A 12,770-nucleotide genomic window follows, 5' to 3' on the forward strand; every position below is an offset into this window, starting at 1 on the left:
GCTGGGGCTGCTACTGGGGGTGGCCCTGGGGGGAGGGGTGGCAGGGGGACTGTGGGATGGGAGGGCGGCGGCCCGAACTGCCCTCGCTGAGACGCGCCGGTCACTCGGTCGTCGTCGCCCGGTACCGCGTCGTGCTTGTCCCCAGGTTGCATCTTCGGCTCCCCCCAGCCGCCGCATGCAGGGCGACGTATTGCGCCCAATTCCCTCACGGTCGGGGAAAGTCGGACACGCGTCAACCGCGCGGGGGTCGACTGCCATCATCCGCTTCGGCGAGGGCCTCCATTTCGAGGAAGGGGTCTTCGAAACTGACGTTCTCGGCGATCTGGTGGAGCAGGCTGCGGTACTCGGCGCGCCGGCGTACGGCGGTGGTGCCGAGCGTCAGGACCACCAGGCGCTTGCCGTCCGGGTGCGGGAGGTGGGCGAAGACCTGGAGTACGGGGTCCTGGGGGAGGCCGGAGTCGGCGTTCGGGGTGCGGACGGTCTCACTGAAGGATGCCGGGCCACAGGGGAGTTCGAGGTACTCGACATTCGTGTGCCCCTCGGCACCCGCGACGGCCCTGGCGGCGGTGACGGCGGGTGCGGCGGGGGCGATGTCCCGCCAGGACACGGTGAAGAGGGAGAACAGAAACCCTCCGCCGCCCTCGCCGGGGGTGGAGATGTCGTCGCGGTGCAGGCCGATGGCGCAGCGGGTGGTGCCGACCTCGGCCAGAGCGGCCAGCAGGTGCTGCCCCTGCCCGAGGTGGGCCAGGAACCGCTGGCGGGCGAGGTCGTCGTTGAGGGAGTCCAGGATGGGGGCGAGGGCCTCGCGCAGAGCCTCGGCTCCGGCGGAGCCCGGCGGATTCAGCAACGTACGGAAGGGGATCGTGGTGAAGCCCTCGGGCTGGGCGAACCACATGTCGGCGTCAGGGTTGTGCGCCGACGCATCGAGAATGAACCTGGTGGCGGTCACAGGGCCTTCGCCTTCGGCCTGCGCGGGTCGACGTAGGGGGCGAACCCGGCCTGACGGCCGAGGTGCACATCCTCGGGGGTGGCGCCCCACTCGGTGGTGAGGGCGTGCTCGGCCCCGGCAAGACGCTGCCTGAGGATCTTGAAACGGCGAGGCGCCTGACCGCTCGGTGTCGGCGCGGCGAGGATGCCGATCATGCGGGGGTCACCGGCGAACCAGATCGTCTCGATCTGGGCCTTCAGTTCCTGCTTGGCGCGGGGTGCCATCCGGCGGTGCCACCAGCCCACCCTGAGGTGGTTGGAGATGACGAGCGGGAGTTGCTGCTCGCGGTGGGCGGGGTTGGGGAACTTGAACCAACCGTACTGATCACCCTGAATATCGGGACAGGTGTCCAGGCCGTGCGGAACTCCTCGGAGAACCTGCCACGGATATGTGCGCAAGACGCGGAGCTTGCGCATGGCGTTGGGGAAGTAGCCAAATACCTGGACGAACAGTCGCCAACTGCCGTAGATGGTGTAAGGGATAAAGATCCATAGCACCCAGTCACTCTCGGTGGAGAGCCCGAGGAGTGCGATCCAGACGCCGATCCACCCGATGAGTCCGGCCACATTCTTGACCATGAGCAGGAACCAGGCGCGACGGGTCGGCGGATGCTGCCATGCGGTGGGGTAGTCGGCAGGGTTCATGGGGGCGCTTCTTTCTCCAGGGAACGGTTAAGAGAAGGCGAAACGTGCGATGGTCGGAATGCCCGGCAAGTCGAGCAGCAGACGCCCTCCGTCAACCTTGGTCGATGCCTCGGCCCTGCCTTCGTCATCGTCGATGAGTCCGTAGCCGGCGGTCCCCGCTCCAAGAGCTCCTGAAGTGGCGGCCACGTTGGTAGCTGCCACGTCGCTGGTGACGAATGCGTTGATCAAAGGATTTCCCAGCCGGGCGATGTCCTTGCCCGCATCCAGGGTGTGTGTGCCGTAGGTGGCCATCTTCTGCCCGAGATTCAAGGCCCCAGTTCCTGCCCGCACCGCCTGCGTGCCAGTGCGGCCACCCTTCACGACGGCCCCGAGTCCGGGCACCACTCCTACGGCGTCGGCTCCGACCGAAACGAGATTACCGAAGAAGTCGGAGTCGAACTCGCCCTTGGTGAACCCGTCCCGCAAGGACGCCCGCACCGTCGGCTCCGAGAGCCGGAACCCCAGCGCCACACCGCTCGTGGCCGCCGCCGCCAGCATCAGCGCAGCCGCCACCCCGAGCCCCAACGGGCCGGTGGCGATGATCGCTGCCAGTGCCAGAACCCCCGCGACCGCGCTGAGAATGTCCGGCAGATTCTCCTTGACCCACTCGCACGCCTTCTCGAACCAACCCGGCTCGTGCGGCGCCAGTTTGTCCGTCGCGTCGCGGATCTTTTCCGCGCGGTACTTCGACCGCTCCCCGTGCTCGCTCTGCAGACTCCGCGCCCTGCCCAGAATCCGGTCGAGCTCCGCCTGCGCGTCCTCGACCTTTCCGTCGGCGAGCTTCAGGGCCTTCTTCGCGTAGTCCTGCTTCTTGCCCTTCTTGTCCAGGTCGGGATCGCCGCCGACAGTATCGGCGTGCCCCTTCGCGGCCTTCAGCGCCTCTCGCGCGTCCTTGGCCTTCCCGTTCAGCTCCCTCGCCCGGCGCTGGAAGTCGTCGAGATCGCGTTCCCAGCGCTCCAGCTGCTTTGCGGCCTTTTCGATGGAGCGTGCGGCGTTCTTGAGGTTCAGGGAGAGCGGCCCCTCGTCGATGGCCTCGCGGAAAGCTACGGCCGCGTCCCCCTCCCAGTAACTGCCGTCCATCAGCTTGGTGACCACCTTGCGGGTGTCACGGAGGACGGTGACGCAGCTGTCCAACTTCTTGTACAGGGCCTTTACGGTGTCGCAGTCGCCGGGCGTGGGGTCGAAGCCGAGGTCCGGGTACGCGGCGGCGCTCGTCACTTCGGGATCTCCACCGTGTCGTTCTTGGTCTTCCCGGCCTTGTTCATGGCTTTGGTCAGCGCCTCTTCGACTTCCATGAAGGCGTTCTTGTTCTGCTCGATGATTTTGGAGAGATCCTCCGTCTGCTCCCCGATCTGCTCCGCGCCGTACTTCCAGTCCTCCTGGAAGTCCTCGCAGGCCTTGTCGAGCTCGTCCGTCCCCAGCCCGCCGACCGTCGCGTCGGCCAGGGCGCCGCGCAGGCCCTTCAAGGACGTGACGGACCCGTCGAGCAGCTTCATGAACTGTTCGAGTTCGACCGCGTCGACTCTGAGCTTCTCGGCCACTGCTGTCCCCGCCTTCGGTCGGTCACCTGTCGTCTCGGGCTCGATGTCCATCGTGACGTCAGTGACGGGCGGGGGCCGGGACTTCGGCAGGATTCGCGGGTGCGAAGTGGCAGGGGGCAGGCGTGGGGCGGACCGGCTTTCGGACTACGTCGGTGGGCCCATGCGGAGTGGAGCTCGGGACCGATTCCCTTGTCGAGCGTGGGCGCTTAGCGTCCTGGCCATGAGAATCGGAATTGTGGGGACCGGACATGTGGCCCGTGCGCTGGGGGCCGGCTGGAGCAAGGCGGGGCACGACGTCGTGCTGGGATCGCGCTCGCCGAAGGAGCGGCGGGAAGCGGACGAGCTGAAGGGGTTCACGCTCGTCGGGGTCGGTGAGGCGGGCGCGCACGGTGAGGTGCTGGTCAACGCCACGCCCGGTGCCGCGTCCGTGGACGTCCTGAGGGCGGTCGACGCGGCCGACCTCGCCGGGAAGGTGTTGGTCGACATCGGTGTCGGCCTCACCGAGGACAGGGACCTCACGCACCCCAACTACAGCCTCAGTGAGGAGATACAGGCGGCGTTCCCGGAGGTGCGGGTGGTCAAGACGCTCGCCACCGTGGACTCCGTCGTGATGACGGCGCCGGAAAGCCTGGAGGGGCCCGCCTCGATCTTCCTGTCGGGTGACGACGCCGCCGCCAAGGCGACCACGAAGGGGCTCCTCACCGACCTGGGATGGCCCGATGCCTCCCAGTTGGACCTGGGAGGCATCGGTACCGCGCGCGGGCAGGAACACTTCGCGCTGCTGTTCATGGGCGTGGCCCAGGCGATCGGGTCGTACGAGTTCGGGATCAGGGTCGTACCGCAGCGGACGGCCTCGTAGAGGCGAGGTCGAGCGGGGAGGGTCAGCCCGCCGGGGAGTCGCTGACCTTGCCGACCGGGTTGATGGACAGCTTCGCGCCGGACGGGGCGTCCGGGTTGTCCACCGGGAGGGAGCCGGCGGGCCAGGGGATGGTGACGGTCTTCGTCTCGTTCGGCGGCGTCACCAGGATCTTGGCGATGCGCACGCCGGAGCCGCCGCTGTTGTTGGCCGGGAACGTGATGTTGAAGGCGGCGGACTCGCCGTCTTTGATGACCGAGGGGGTGGCCTTCTCGCCGGTGCGGTTCACGGACAGGCTGTCGCCGGCGGACGTCTTCAGGTCGACGCCCGCGTAACCGTTGATGGTGCAGTCGCGGCCGCCGCCGTTCTTGAACACGACGGTGACGACACCTTCCGACTTGTCGGTGGAGTTGTCGACGGCGGACACCTCCAGCTCGTCGCTGCGGCAGATGCCGGCCTTGCCGTTCTCGCCGGAGCCGGAGCCGGTGCCGGTGCCGGCCGCGGTGCCTTCGCCGCTGCTTCCCTTGCCGCTGCTGCTGCCGCCGGTGCCGTTGTCGCCGCCCGCACCGTTGGCGGACGAGCCGCCTCCGGTGCCGCCGCCCGCCGAGGCGCTGGACGCGGAGTCCGCGGGCCCCGTGCCCGACCCCGCGGTGTCGTCGCCGTTGCACGCGCTCAGGCCGAGGGTGCTGATCAGCGCGAGGCCGGCGAGGAGCGTCTTGGTGGCGTGCGTGTGCTTCATGAGGGTCCCCGTGAGGTGTGGTGTGGAGGTGAGGTGGGCCGTGGGTTGTGGGCCGTACGAGGCCGTGTCGTCCGGCCTGGTGAACAGCGAAGCGGGTGCCCTCGGGGCGGGGCAAGGAGTACCGGACGATCAGGGACGCTGGAACGCCCGCATGGCCTCTGACCTGCTGAAACGCCCCTTCCCTGGAACGCCGCAATGGGACGCTACGATCATGAACATGACCCTGCGCGCACCCAGTCGACCCCTCCGCATGCTCACCGCCGCCGTCGCGGTCGGCGCTCTCGCTCTGTCGCTCTCCGGGTGTGAGGAGGAGGACGGCGAGGACGGGGCGAAGGGTGTGTCCGGTTCGTCAGGGTCCTCGGGGTCCCCGGGTGCGACGACGGGTGGCGACGCCAACCCCGGTCGTAACGGTGGCGCCAGCGGCGGTCCCGAGGTGCGGCAGAAGATGATGCTCGACAACATGCCGGAGGCCGGCATGGTCATGGCGGCAGGTGAGTACGTCCAGCGCTTCACCACCTGCGAGCGCTACAGCATCGACCCGTCGGACGAGCGCTACTACCCCATGGACGAGAAGTTCGACGAGACGTGGGGCGTGCAGTTCCGCGGCACGTGCGACGACGGGGCGCGCGGCTACATCCGCGTCTTCAAGACCAGCGACATGAAGAAGTTCCAGACCGCCTACAAGGCGGACGTCGCCGAGCGCATGAAGACGAACGAGCGCGCCGCCATCAAGGGCGGTTTCGCGATCGGCAAGGACTTCGCCGTGATCGCGCCCGACGAACGGTCGATCCGCGACCTGTCGGCGTCGGGCCTGCTGGTCCTAAACTGCAACCCGAACTTCCGGCCGACCGGGGATGTGGCGACGGCGCCGGCGCTGGTGGAGGGTTGCGTGCTGACGGACGAGTTCGTCGGCTAGGGGGACCAGGCGGACCCGGCGGAACCGGTGGGACCGGGGGAACCGGCGGGGCAGCTCAGCTCAGCTCAATTCGACTCAGCTCAGCGCTCGCTCTTCGGGGCCCCGTACCACCGCCACTTGGCCGGGCGGGTGCGGCCCGGCAGGTCCCCGCGGCCCGTCGCCCACAGGAGAGTGGGCCACGGCTCCGTGTCTGTCGGAGCGTCCGGGAAGAGGCGGTCGAGGACGCGGGCGCAGAGATCCGCGGGCGGGTTCCAGGCGTCGCGGATGCCGAGTCCGCCCGTGATGTCGTACGTGTGGACCAGCGTCTCCACGATGCCCATCGCGGCGAAGCCCTCCGGGTCGGAGGCGCCCCACCCGTGGTGCGCGCGGACCGTCGGCGGCGTGGTCGCGACCATGCCGGTGAGCAGGGCGCCGCACGACTCCAGGACCTGCAGCAGGCCCGCGACGCCAGACTCGCGGTCGGCGAAGGTGACGTTGGATGGGCCGCCGTCCCTGCGGCGGTACCAGAGGAACGGCACCTCGGTGTCCAGCGGCGGCTTCTCCGGGCCGAGCTGGGCGGCGTACGCGAAGAGGTCGTCCGCGAGATGCTCGACCGTCTCCCAGCAGTCCCACTCGAGCCCGCCCGCCTTGACGCTCCAGTCGGCGTCGACGGGGGCTTCCCGAAGGGTGGCGACCGCCAGGCGTACGGCGGCGGTGACGTCCTCGGCGGTGACGGGGGCGGGTTCGCGGGCGGCGGAGTTTCCGGTGTGGGGCATGGGCGGACGGTAACAGGGGGGTGGGCAGGCGGAGTTTAGGGTGCGTGGATGACGACGTCCCGCCTCCGCCTGGAGAAAATCACGCCCGACAACGTCGAGGCCGCGGTCGAGATCAAAGTCCGGCCCGACCAGGCAAAGTTCGTCTCCCCGGTCGCCAAGTCGCTCGCCCAGGCCTACGCCTCGCCGGACGCCGCCTGGCCCAGGCTCATCTTCGACGGGGAGGAGCTGGTGGGCTTCGTCATGGCGTTTCTCGGGGTCCAGTTCAACCCGGAGGTACCCGGCGACCGCCGCCGCTCCGGTCTCTGGCGGTTGAACGTGGCGGCGGGGCGGCAGGGGCGGGGGTACGGGAGGTTCGCCGTGGAGGCTGTGTGTGAGGAGCTGCGGCGGCGGGGTGAGTCGGTGGTGACGGTGACGTGGACGCAGGGAGAGGGCGGGCCGGAGGGGTTCTATCTCGGGCTCGGATTTCGTCCTACGGGGGAGATGAGCGGGGACGAGGTTGTGGGGGAGATGTCCCTGTAGCGCGGGCGGTGGCGGTGGCGGCGGTGGTGGCGGTGGCGGCGGTGGTGGCGGTGGTGGCGGTGGCGATGAACTCAGGCGCCGTTGCCGCCCTCTACGTCTCCTAGGCCCTCTACACCCTCTACGCCCTCCACGAAGTGGTCGAACTCGCCCGCCTGTACGCCGAGTACGAAGGCGTCCCACTTCTTCCGTGTGGTCGTGACGACGTTGTCCGGGTCGCTGGTCTCCCGGAGGTGGACGGCGTCGTCCTTGCCGAAGGCGATCTCGATCCAGGGGCCGGGGCCCTGCTCGCCCTCGGGGGCGGCGCGGATCCAGTCGAGGTCGGTGGGGATTCCGGGGCGGGGGGCCTGGCGGGGGTTGTCGGTCATTTGCCGCTTCTGTGGGTGGGGGCCGGGGTGGGCGCGCGGGGTGCGGTCGTGGTCGTGGTCGTGGTCGGGGGCCGAGTCAGCGGTCCGTGTCCTCGGTCGGTTCGGTGAAGGAGACCGTCTGGAGGATGGCCACCATCATGTTGCAGAACTCGGTCCAGTAGTCCGTGGACGCGGTGTGGAGCGTGAAGATCGCGGTGAACGGGCCCGTGGGGAACGGGACATGGACCTGTATCTGGCCGGTGAGGAGTTCCGTCGGTTCGCCGGTCGCCGTGATGTCCGGGTTCAGCTTGTACTCGGTGAGGGTGACGCAGGAGACCGCGGGGCCGCAGGGCAGGTCCAGCCAGCGGGCGTCGTTGTGCGGGGTGCTGGAGAGGAGGGTGAGGATTCCCTGGGCGACGGTTTCGGTGTCGCCGGATGCCTGGTCGGTCGGGACGGCTGCGACGGTGAGGGCGCATTGGGCGACGCCGGCGGATGCGCCTGCCTGCCCCTGCCCCTGCCCCTGGTCCTGGTCCTGGTCCTGGTCCTGCTCCGTGTCTTCCGCCGTGGAGAAGAGGCCCATCGCCGAGAAGGAGACGCCGGTGTCCGCCATGAGTTCGGCGAGGCCGGCGTAGTAGGGGGCGGCGGGTTCCCAGATGCGTTCGTCGCCGCGGGAGTAGAGGCCGCGGACGAACTCGTGGGCCCGTGCGGTGCGCTCGGCCGGCGTGGGGGCGAGGGGGAGGGCGTGGAAACCCTCGGGGACGTTGAACCAGAGGGGCGGGGGGTCCAGCTGGTCTACCGAAGGTGCTGGGAGGCTGGTCGGGGAGGTCATGGGGGCGTCCCTGGGCTCGTGCTTATGCGGGTCAGAAGTCTTCGGAGTGGTAATCCGCGGGTTCCACTTCTCTGCCGTCGGCATCCATGATGAGGTCGTTTTCGGATAGACCGAAAAAGGAGTCGACTTGCTCCGGTGTCAAGAGCTGCACTCGATAGTGACCGCAAGCGTTTCGGGTGACGACAGGAGATCCGGTATTCGGCTGGCCGGGCCCGCCCGAAGTGGCAGCGAATTGATCGGCAGTTGTCCGCTGTGCCGGAGTGAGAGCAGACCGTGGGATTAGGTCGAGAGGGCGCAGTAGGTACCGGGCGAACTTCTCACGGGTGACGGCTCGCAGCCTGCACCATGAGCCGTCGATGAAGACGACTTTGACGTCGTTTCCGTCCTTGAACGGTTTCGGTTCGACCTGGCTGATCTGGGAGCGTGGGATTTCCCAGAGAACCTCGTCCTCGATCAGCGCATCATTCCGCTTGGAATACGGGAACCCAACGATGACCAGTCGGCGGTCGGTGACGATCGCATGGGTGCGGTAATGGTCCTCGTCTGAGCGCCCGGGGTCCAGCTGCCAGGGCAGGGTGCGGGCGACGGTGCCCGGGGCAGCCCAGATGACGGGGAAGTCCTCTACTTCGTTGGCGGGTTCATCGGGCGTGTCCGTGCCGGATGCAGAGGAGGAGGGGCCGCTGCCGCCGCCACCGGTGAGGACAGCCATGGTGGCGGCGTACAGAGCGACGGCTCCCCCCTTGCCGATGTTCCGTACCAGCGAACGCCCCGTCGATCGACGGGTGTACTCGGGCCCTTCGGGCCAGCCCAGCAGCTCGCCCTGAATGTCGTTGCGCTCAGTGTCACGGAACCACCGCATGCCCCGGACAGGTGTGGCCGCTCCGGTGGCGAAGGTGATCAGGGTGCGGCTGAGCAGGATCTCGCCTGCTTCGGGCTGCCAGATGTCCATATCCGAGTACGTCTTCCTGTGCGGCGGATCGGGTGTCATCGCCGTTGTGGTGAGCTCAGCCGGCCCCTTGATCGGAAATATCAGCCGCCTGAGGCGGACTTCTCGAACTGGTCGCCGGGAAAGAGCGCTTCCCCCACATGCTGGTGGATGCTTGTGACCTTGGGGAAGATTTTGAGTCCGGCGTCCATGGCGATGCCCGCGCCCATGGGGTTGATGTTCACGCCCGGAATGAAGTTGGCGCCTTTGGAACCAATCCATTGACCGGAGTGGTAGCCCTGGTTGGCGAGGCCGCCCATGCGTGAGGCCAGACCGCTGGTGGCGTGGGAAACCTCGTAGACGTTGTCGGCCGTGCCGCCCAGCACGACCTTGCCGGGGAGCAATTTGACGCCTCCCTTGACGAGGCCGGCCTGCTCTCCGGTGGCCAGCAGCAAGCGAGACTTGCCGATGCTGGTTGCCTGGAAACCCTTGCCGAGTTCGTCGGCTTTGCTGGTGGCTGCTTTCAACGCCAGCTTTGGGGTCTTGCCGGCCACCTTGATCCCCTTGCCGAACATCCCGATCCCCGGCATGAGCCCCACCGCGTCCAGCCCCATCTGCGCCCAACTCACATCCGCCCCGCCCATCTTCGCCAGACCGTGCGCCCCCAGCGCCAGCCCGCTGGTGATCAGCGCTGCTGTGCCGAAGACCGCCGCGAGAGGGGGGAAAGGGAGCGTGACGATGGCGAGGAGGCCCAGGACGGCTGTCAGGTCGCTCAGCAGGTCGCCGATGAGTTTGATCAGGTCGGCGTGGTCCTTCAGCCACTCCCCGGTCGCGTCCCACGCCTCCTTGACGCCCTTCGTGAGCTTGTCCCAGAAACCCGGCTCGTCCGGCGCGATGTCGCCCGCCTTGTCGAGTTCCTTGCTGATCGCCCCGGCAGCCTTGCTGTAGCGGTCCTCCAGGTCGTGGACGTCGCCGATGACTCCGTCGACGTCGCCCGACGCCTTGGCGGACTCCTTGCTGTCCGGCTTCGCCTCGGAGCGGGCGTCCAGTTTTTCGCCGGCCTTCTTCTCCAGGCGGTCGGCCTCGTCCTGGAATTCCTGGAGTTCCCGCGCCCAGCGGTGCAGGGCGCGCGACGCCTTGTCGAAGGACTGGTGGCTCTTGCGGATGAGCGGGGTGACGTCCTCACCTATGTACTCGGTGAAGGCGAGCGCCGCCTTGCCCTTCCACGCCCCGCACTCGATCCGCTCCAGGTCCCGGACCGCGGTGCCGAGTTCCGTCGCCAGTCCGCCCAGCTTCTTCGCGAGCTCACGGGTGTCCTCGACGTCGCCCGGCGTGGGGTCCCAGCCTATGTGGGGGAAAGCGGGCCGTTTGGTCCCCACGTCAGTGACCCCCGCCCCTCTTCTCCGCGGACTTCTTCTTGGCCGTCTTCAGCGATTCGGCGAGGGCCTGGTCCAGTTTGCTGAACTCCTCGTCGATCTTGTCGATCATCTTCACGGCACCCTGCGTGTGTTTGCCGAGCTGCTTGACGCCGTAACCCCACTCATCGGCGAATTCCTGCACGTCCTCGGCGAGTTTGCCCGTGCCGACGACCGAACCATCCGTGTTCTTGAGGGTCCGGCGTGCGGCGTCCATGCGGTCGCTGACGGAGGAAAACGTCTTCTTGAGGCTCTCGAAGACCGTTCCGTCGAGACGGAGGTCGCTCATGTTGTCGTTCCAGTCTTCTGTGCGTGGTCGCGGCGCGGTCAGCGGTTGACGGATTGGATCTCGCGTACGACGACGTCCTGCGTCGTGCCGAACTCGCCGGGGGGCAGGCCGCCGCCCTGGCCGTTCGTGCTCGTCCAGCTGACCTCCCAGGTGAGGGTGGCCTTCAGCTCGTACGAACCGTCGCGCGACGACCGCAGGTACCGGACTCCGCACGGCGGGTCCGTGTCCGCCGGGGTGCCCTTCGCCCGGGGCGTGCCGATGCGGCCGTCCTCGATGGGGCACTCGCCGGACGAGGGGTACGTCTCGGCGTCCGACGTGCCCGGGTCGATCTTCAGGGAGACCGGCTTGGCGGTCGTCGTCGCGGAGAGGCCCGTCCCGGGCAGGGTCGCGGTGACGGAGATCTCCTTGAACCTGGCCTTGTCCAGCCACGCCCACGTGGGCAGGTTGACCTTCGTCTCGCCCTCGGGCGCCATCTCGACCTCGGTGTCCGGGACGGGGAGCTGGCCGTACGCGTACTCGGCGAGGATCCTCGGCGTCACCGCGAGGGGTTCCTTCGGGGTCTCGTTCTTATCCACCCAGAACGGCAGTTTGTCGCAGGCCTTCGCCCCGGGTTCGTCCTTGCGGTCGTCGTCGACAGCCGCTGCCCAGAATTGGCCCTCGCCCTGTTTGTCGAGGTTGTAGTCCTTGTACGGCTTGCCCTCCTTGAAGTACGAGTCGAAGACGTTGCCCACCGCGTCACCGAGACCGAAGAACCCGATCTTCCGGATCGCCTTGACCGTGGCCTCGATCTGCTTCGGGGTGTAGGCGGGCTCGTACCAGCAGGCCGGCGGGTCCCAGTTGCTGTTGGCGGGGGTCAGCGTGCCGGTCTTCGCGGACTGGGGGCTGCCTTCGACCCTCGTCTGGATCCTCGTCTGAATGCCGAGGTTCCTCCCGGTGCGGGTTCCCTTCGACTGCTGCTCGCCCGCGAAGGCTCCGCCGCCATCGGTATCGCCTCCGGCGGCATAGGCAGTACCAGGAAGCAGCGTTACAGCTATGGCGAGAACAGGAGCGGCCCAGCGAGCGGACGACTTCGGCGCACTCACATGCACTTCTTGGTCGCCTCCTCCACGTACGTGACGGATTCCGTCTGCCAGACGCCCTTGGCGTTCTTCCGCACACGGGTGTTGTAGAAGCCGTAATCAGCTGCCGATTCCGGGATGGACCGGTCAACCTTGCCGGTCTTGAGGTCCTTGGGGTACGTCTTGGTTCCGTCCTTGCAGTAGGACACCGCTGCGACGCCATCCTTGAGGAAGGTGACCTGACGGTCGTAGTACCGAATCGTCCCGATGAAGCTCGTGTTCTTCTTCCGGAACCCCTGGATGTAGTCCGCCGCCGACAAAAGCGCGTCGCCCGACCCGTAGAACTTCAGCCCCGGGTGGTCGCCGGATTCGACGACGGTGGCCTCGATCAGGGCGTCGAGCCACCGCTCATTGTCCGCAAGCACCGCATCCTTCTTCGGATCCCCGGTCTTCTCGCCCTCGAAGACGTTCTTCACGTCCTTCGGGAGCTTGATCTCCGGGCGGTCGATGCCGTCGTCCGAAGCCTTCGGGGAGGGGGATTTGTCTCTCTGGGTGCCCGAGTCCGCGCCCGCGATCTTCTCGCTGTCCTTGGACCCTCCGTCGCCTCCTCCGCAGGCGGAGAGCGTCAGGGTCGCGGCCGTGGTCAGGGCGGCAGCTGCGAGCAGGGCGGGGCGGCGGTTCACGGTCGGCTCCTGAGGGGGGAGGGTTCGCTGGAGTGAACCAAGCTATCGATGGAGTGCTGGTCGGCTCCAATGGGAGGTTCGTCGAATGGTGTTCTATATAGGTTCATAACGGCTGCCAGTGATCCCTCTCCTCTGTGCGGTGACTGTGCGGTGATCGTGCGGTGACCCCTCTCGATGTCGTACGCGGCCTCTACACTGAGCGCCGGTGGACTACCGGCGGGTGAGGGGTG

Annotated in this window: 16 protein-coding genes; 3 read left to right on the forward strand and 13 right to left on the reverse strand. The window is 67.8% G+C overall.

Annotated elements, in window-relative coordinates; translation table 11 throughout:
- Positions 1-232: 232 nt before the first annotated feature.
- Genes ACZ56E_RS21955 through ACZ56E_RS21970 form a run of 4 tightly spaced genes read right to left on the reverse strand, consistent with a single transcriptional unit; the run spans position 233 to position 3,263 of the window.
- Positions 233-949, reverse strand: a complete 717-nt coding sequence (locus ACZ56E_RS21955) for a hypothetical protein (RefSeq protein WP_471216470.1) — start codon at positions 947-949, stop codon at positions 233-235.
- On the reverse strand, positions 946-1,632 hold the full coding sequence (locus ACZ56E_RS21960) for a hypothetical protein (protein ID WP_471216471.1): 687 nt from the start codon (positions 1,630-1,632) through the stop codon (positions 946-948). Before ACZ56E_RS21960 ends, ACZ56E_RS21955 begins: the two co-directional genes overlap by 4 nt.
- 27 nt (positions 1,633-1,659) lie before the next feature.
- Positions 1,660-2,889 (reverse strand): putative T7SS-secreted protein, encoded by a 1,230-nt coding sequence (locus ACZ56E_RS21965; RefSeq protein ID WP_471216473.1) that lies wholly within the window; start codon positions 2,887-2,889, stop codon positions 1,660-1,662.
- A complete protein-coding gene (locus ACZ56E_RS21970) occupies positions 2,886-3,263 on the reverse strand; it encodes a hypothetical protein (protein WP_471216475.1) in 378 nt (125 codons plus the stop codon). Before ACZ56E_RS21970 ends, ACZ56E_RS21965 begins: the two co-directional genes overlap by 4 nt.
- 169 nt (positions 3,264-3,432) lie before the next feature.
- On the opposite strand from ACZ56E_RS21970, the gene ACZ56E_RS21975 reads away from it, so the two are divergent.
- Entirely contained in the window at positions 3,433-4,071 is a 639-nt protein-coding gene (locus tag ACZ56E_RS21975) for an NADPH-dependent F420 reductase (RefSeq protein ID WP_471216477.1), read from the forward strand.
- A gap of 22 nt (positions 4,072-4,093) precedes the next feature.
- Here the strand turns inward: ACZ56E_RS21975 and ACZ56E_RS21980 are convergent, their stop codons facing one another.
- Positions 4,094-4,807 (reverse strand): DUF4232 domain-containing protein, encoded by a 714-nt coding sequence (locus ACZ56E_RS21980; protein WP_471216479.1) that lies wholly within the window; start codon positions 4,805-4,807, stop codon positions 4,094-4,096.
- A gap of 211 nt (positions 4,808-5,018) precedes the next feature.
- Here ACZ56E_RS21980 and ACZ56E_RS21985 point away from each other — a divergent pair, with 211 nt between their 5' ends.
- Positions 5,019-5,723 carry a hypothetical protein gene (locus ACZ56E_RS21985; protein WP_471216481.1) on the forward strand — a complete coding sequence of 235 codons (705 nt, stop codon included), beginning with the start codon at positions 5,019-5,021 and terminating at the stop codon, positions 5,721-5,723.
- A gap of 80 nt (positions 5,724-5,803) precedes the next feature.
- Here ACZ56E_RS21985 and ACZ56E_RS21990 read toward each other — a convergent pair whose 3' ends face one another.
- Positions 5,804-6,478, reverse strand: a complete 675-nt coding sequence (locus ACZ56E_RS21990) for a hypothetical protein (protein ID WP_471216482.1) — start codon at positions 6,476-6,478, stop codon at positions 5,804-5,806.
- Positions 6,479-6,526: 48 nt separating this feature from the next.
- Here ACZ56E_RS21990 and ACZ56E_RS21995 point away from each other — a divergent pair, with 48 nt between their 5' ends.
- Entirely contained in the window at positions 6,527-6,997 is a 471-nt protein-coding gene (locus ACZ56E_RS21995; protein WP_471216484.1) for a GNAT family N-acetyltransferase, read from the forward strand.
- A gap of 71 nt (positions 6,998-7,068) precedes the next feature.
- Here the strand turns inward: ACZ56E_RS21995 and ACZ56E_RS22000 are convergent, their stop codons facing one another.
- The 7 genes from ACZ56E_RS22000 to ACZ56E_RS22030 form a co-directional block, all read right to left on the reverse strand.
- Complete coding sequence (locus ACZ56E_RS22000; RefSeq protein ID WP_471216487.1) at positions 7,069-7,362, reverse strand: DUF397 domain-containing protein; 294 nt, start codon at positions 7,360-7,362, stop codon at positions 7,069-7,071.
- A 76-nt stretch (positions 7,363-7,438) separates the two neighbouring features.
- Complete coding sequence (locus tag ACZ56E_RS22005; RefSeq protein ID WP_471216489.1) at positions 7,439-8,170, reverse strand: hypothetical protein; 732 nt, start codon at positions 8,168-8,170, stop codon at positions 7,439-7,441.
- 31 nt (positions 8,171-8,201) lie between these two features.
- Entirely contained in the window at positions 8,202-9,158 is a 957-nt protein-coding gene (locus tag ACZ56E_RS22010) for a hypothetical protein (RefSeq protein WP_471216490.1), read from the reverse strand.
- A 41-nt stretch (positions 9,159-9,199) separates the two neighbouring features.
- Entirely contained in the window at positions 9,200-10,474 is a 1,275-nt protein-coding gene (locus ACZ56E_RS22015) for a putative T7SS-secreted protein (protein WP_471216493.1), read from the reverse strand.
- A 1-nt stretch (position 10,475) separates the two neighbouring features.
- Positions 10,476-10,799 carry a hypothetical protein gene (locus ACZ56E_RS22020; RefSeq protein ID WP_398302716.1) on the reverse strand — a complete coding sequence of 108 codons (324 nt, stop codon included), beginning with the start codon at positions 10,797-10,799 and terminating at the stop codon, positions 10,476-10,478.
- Between the two features lie 38 nt (positions 10,800-10,837).
- On the reverse strand, positions 10,838-11,881 hold the full coding sequence (locus tag ACZ56E_RS22025) for a hypothetical protein (RefSeq protein WP_471216497.1): 1,044 nt from the start codon (positions 11,879-11,881) through the stop codon (positions 10,838-10,840).
- Positions 11,878-12,540 carry a hypothetical protein gene (locus ACZ56E_RS22030; RefSeq protein ID WP_471216499.1) on the reverse strand — a complete coding sequence of 221 codons (663 nt, stop codon included), beginning with the start codon at positions 12,538-12,540 and terminating at the stop codon, positions 11,878-11,880. Before ACZ56E_RS22030 ends, ACZ56E_RS22025 begins: the two co-directional genes overlap by 4 nt.
- Between the last annotated feature and the right edge of the window lie 230 nt (positions 12,541-12,770).

The organism is Streptomyces sp. NPDC039480, assembly GCF_055597165.1.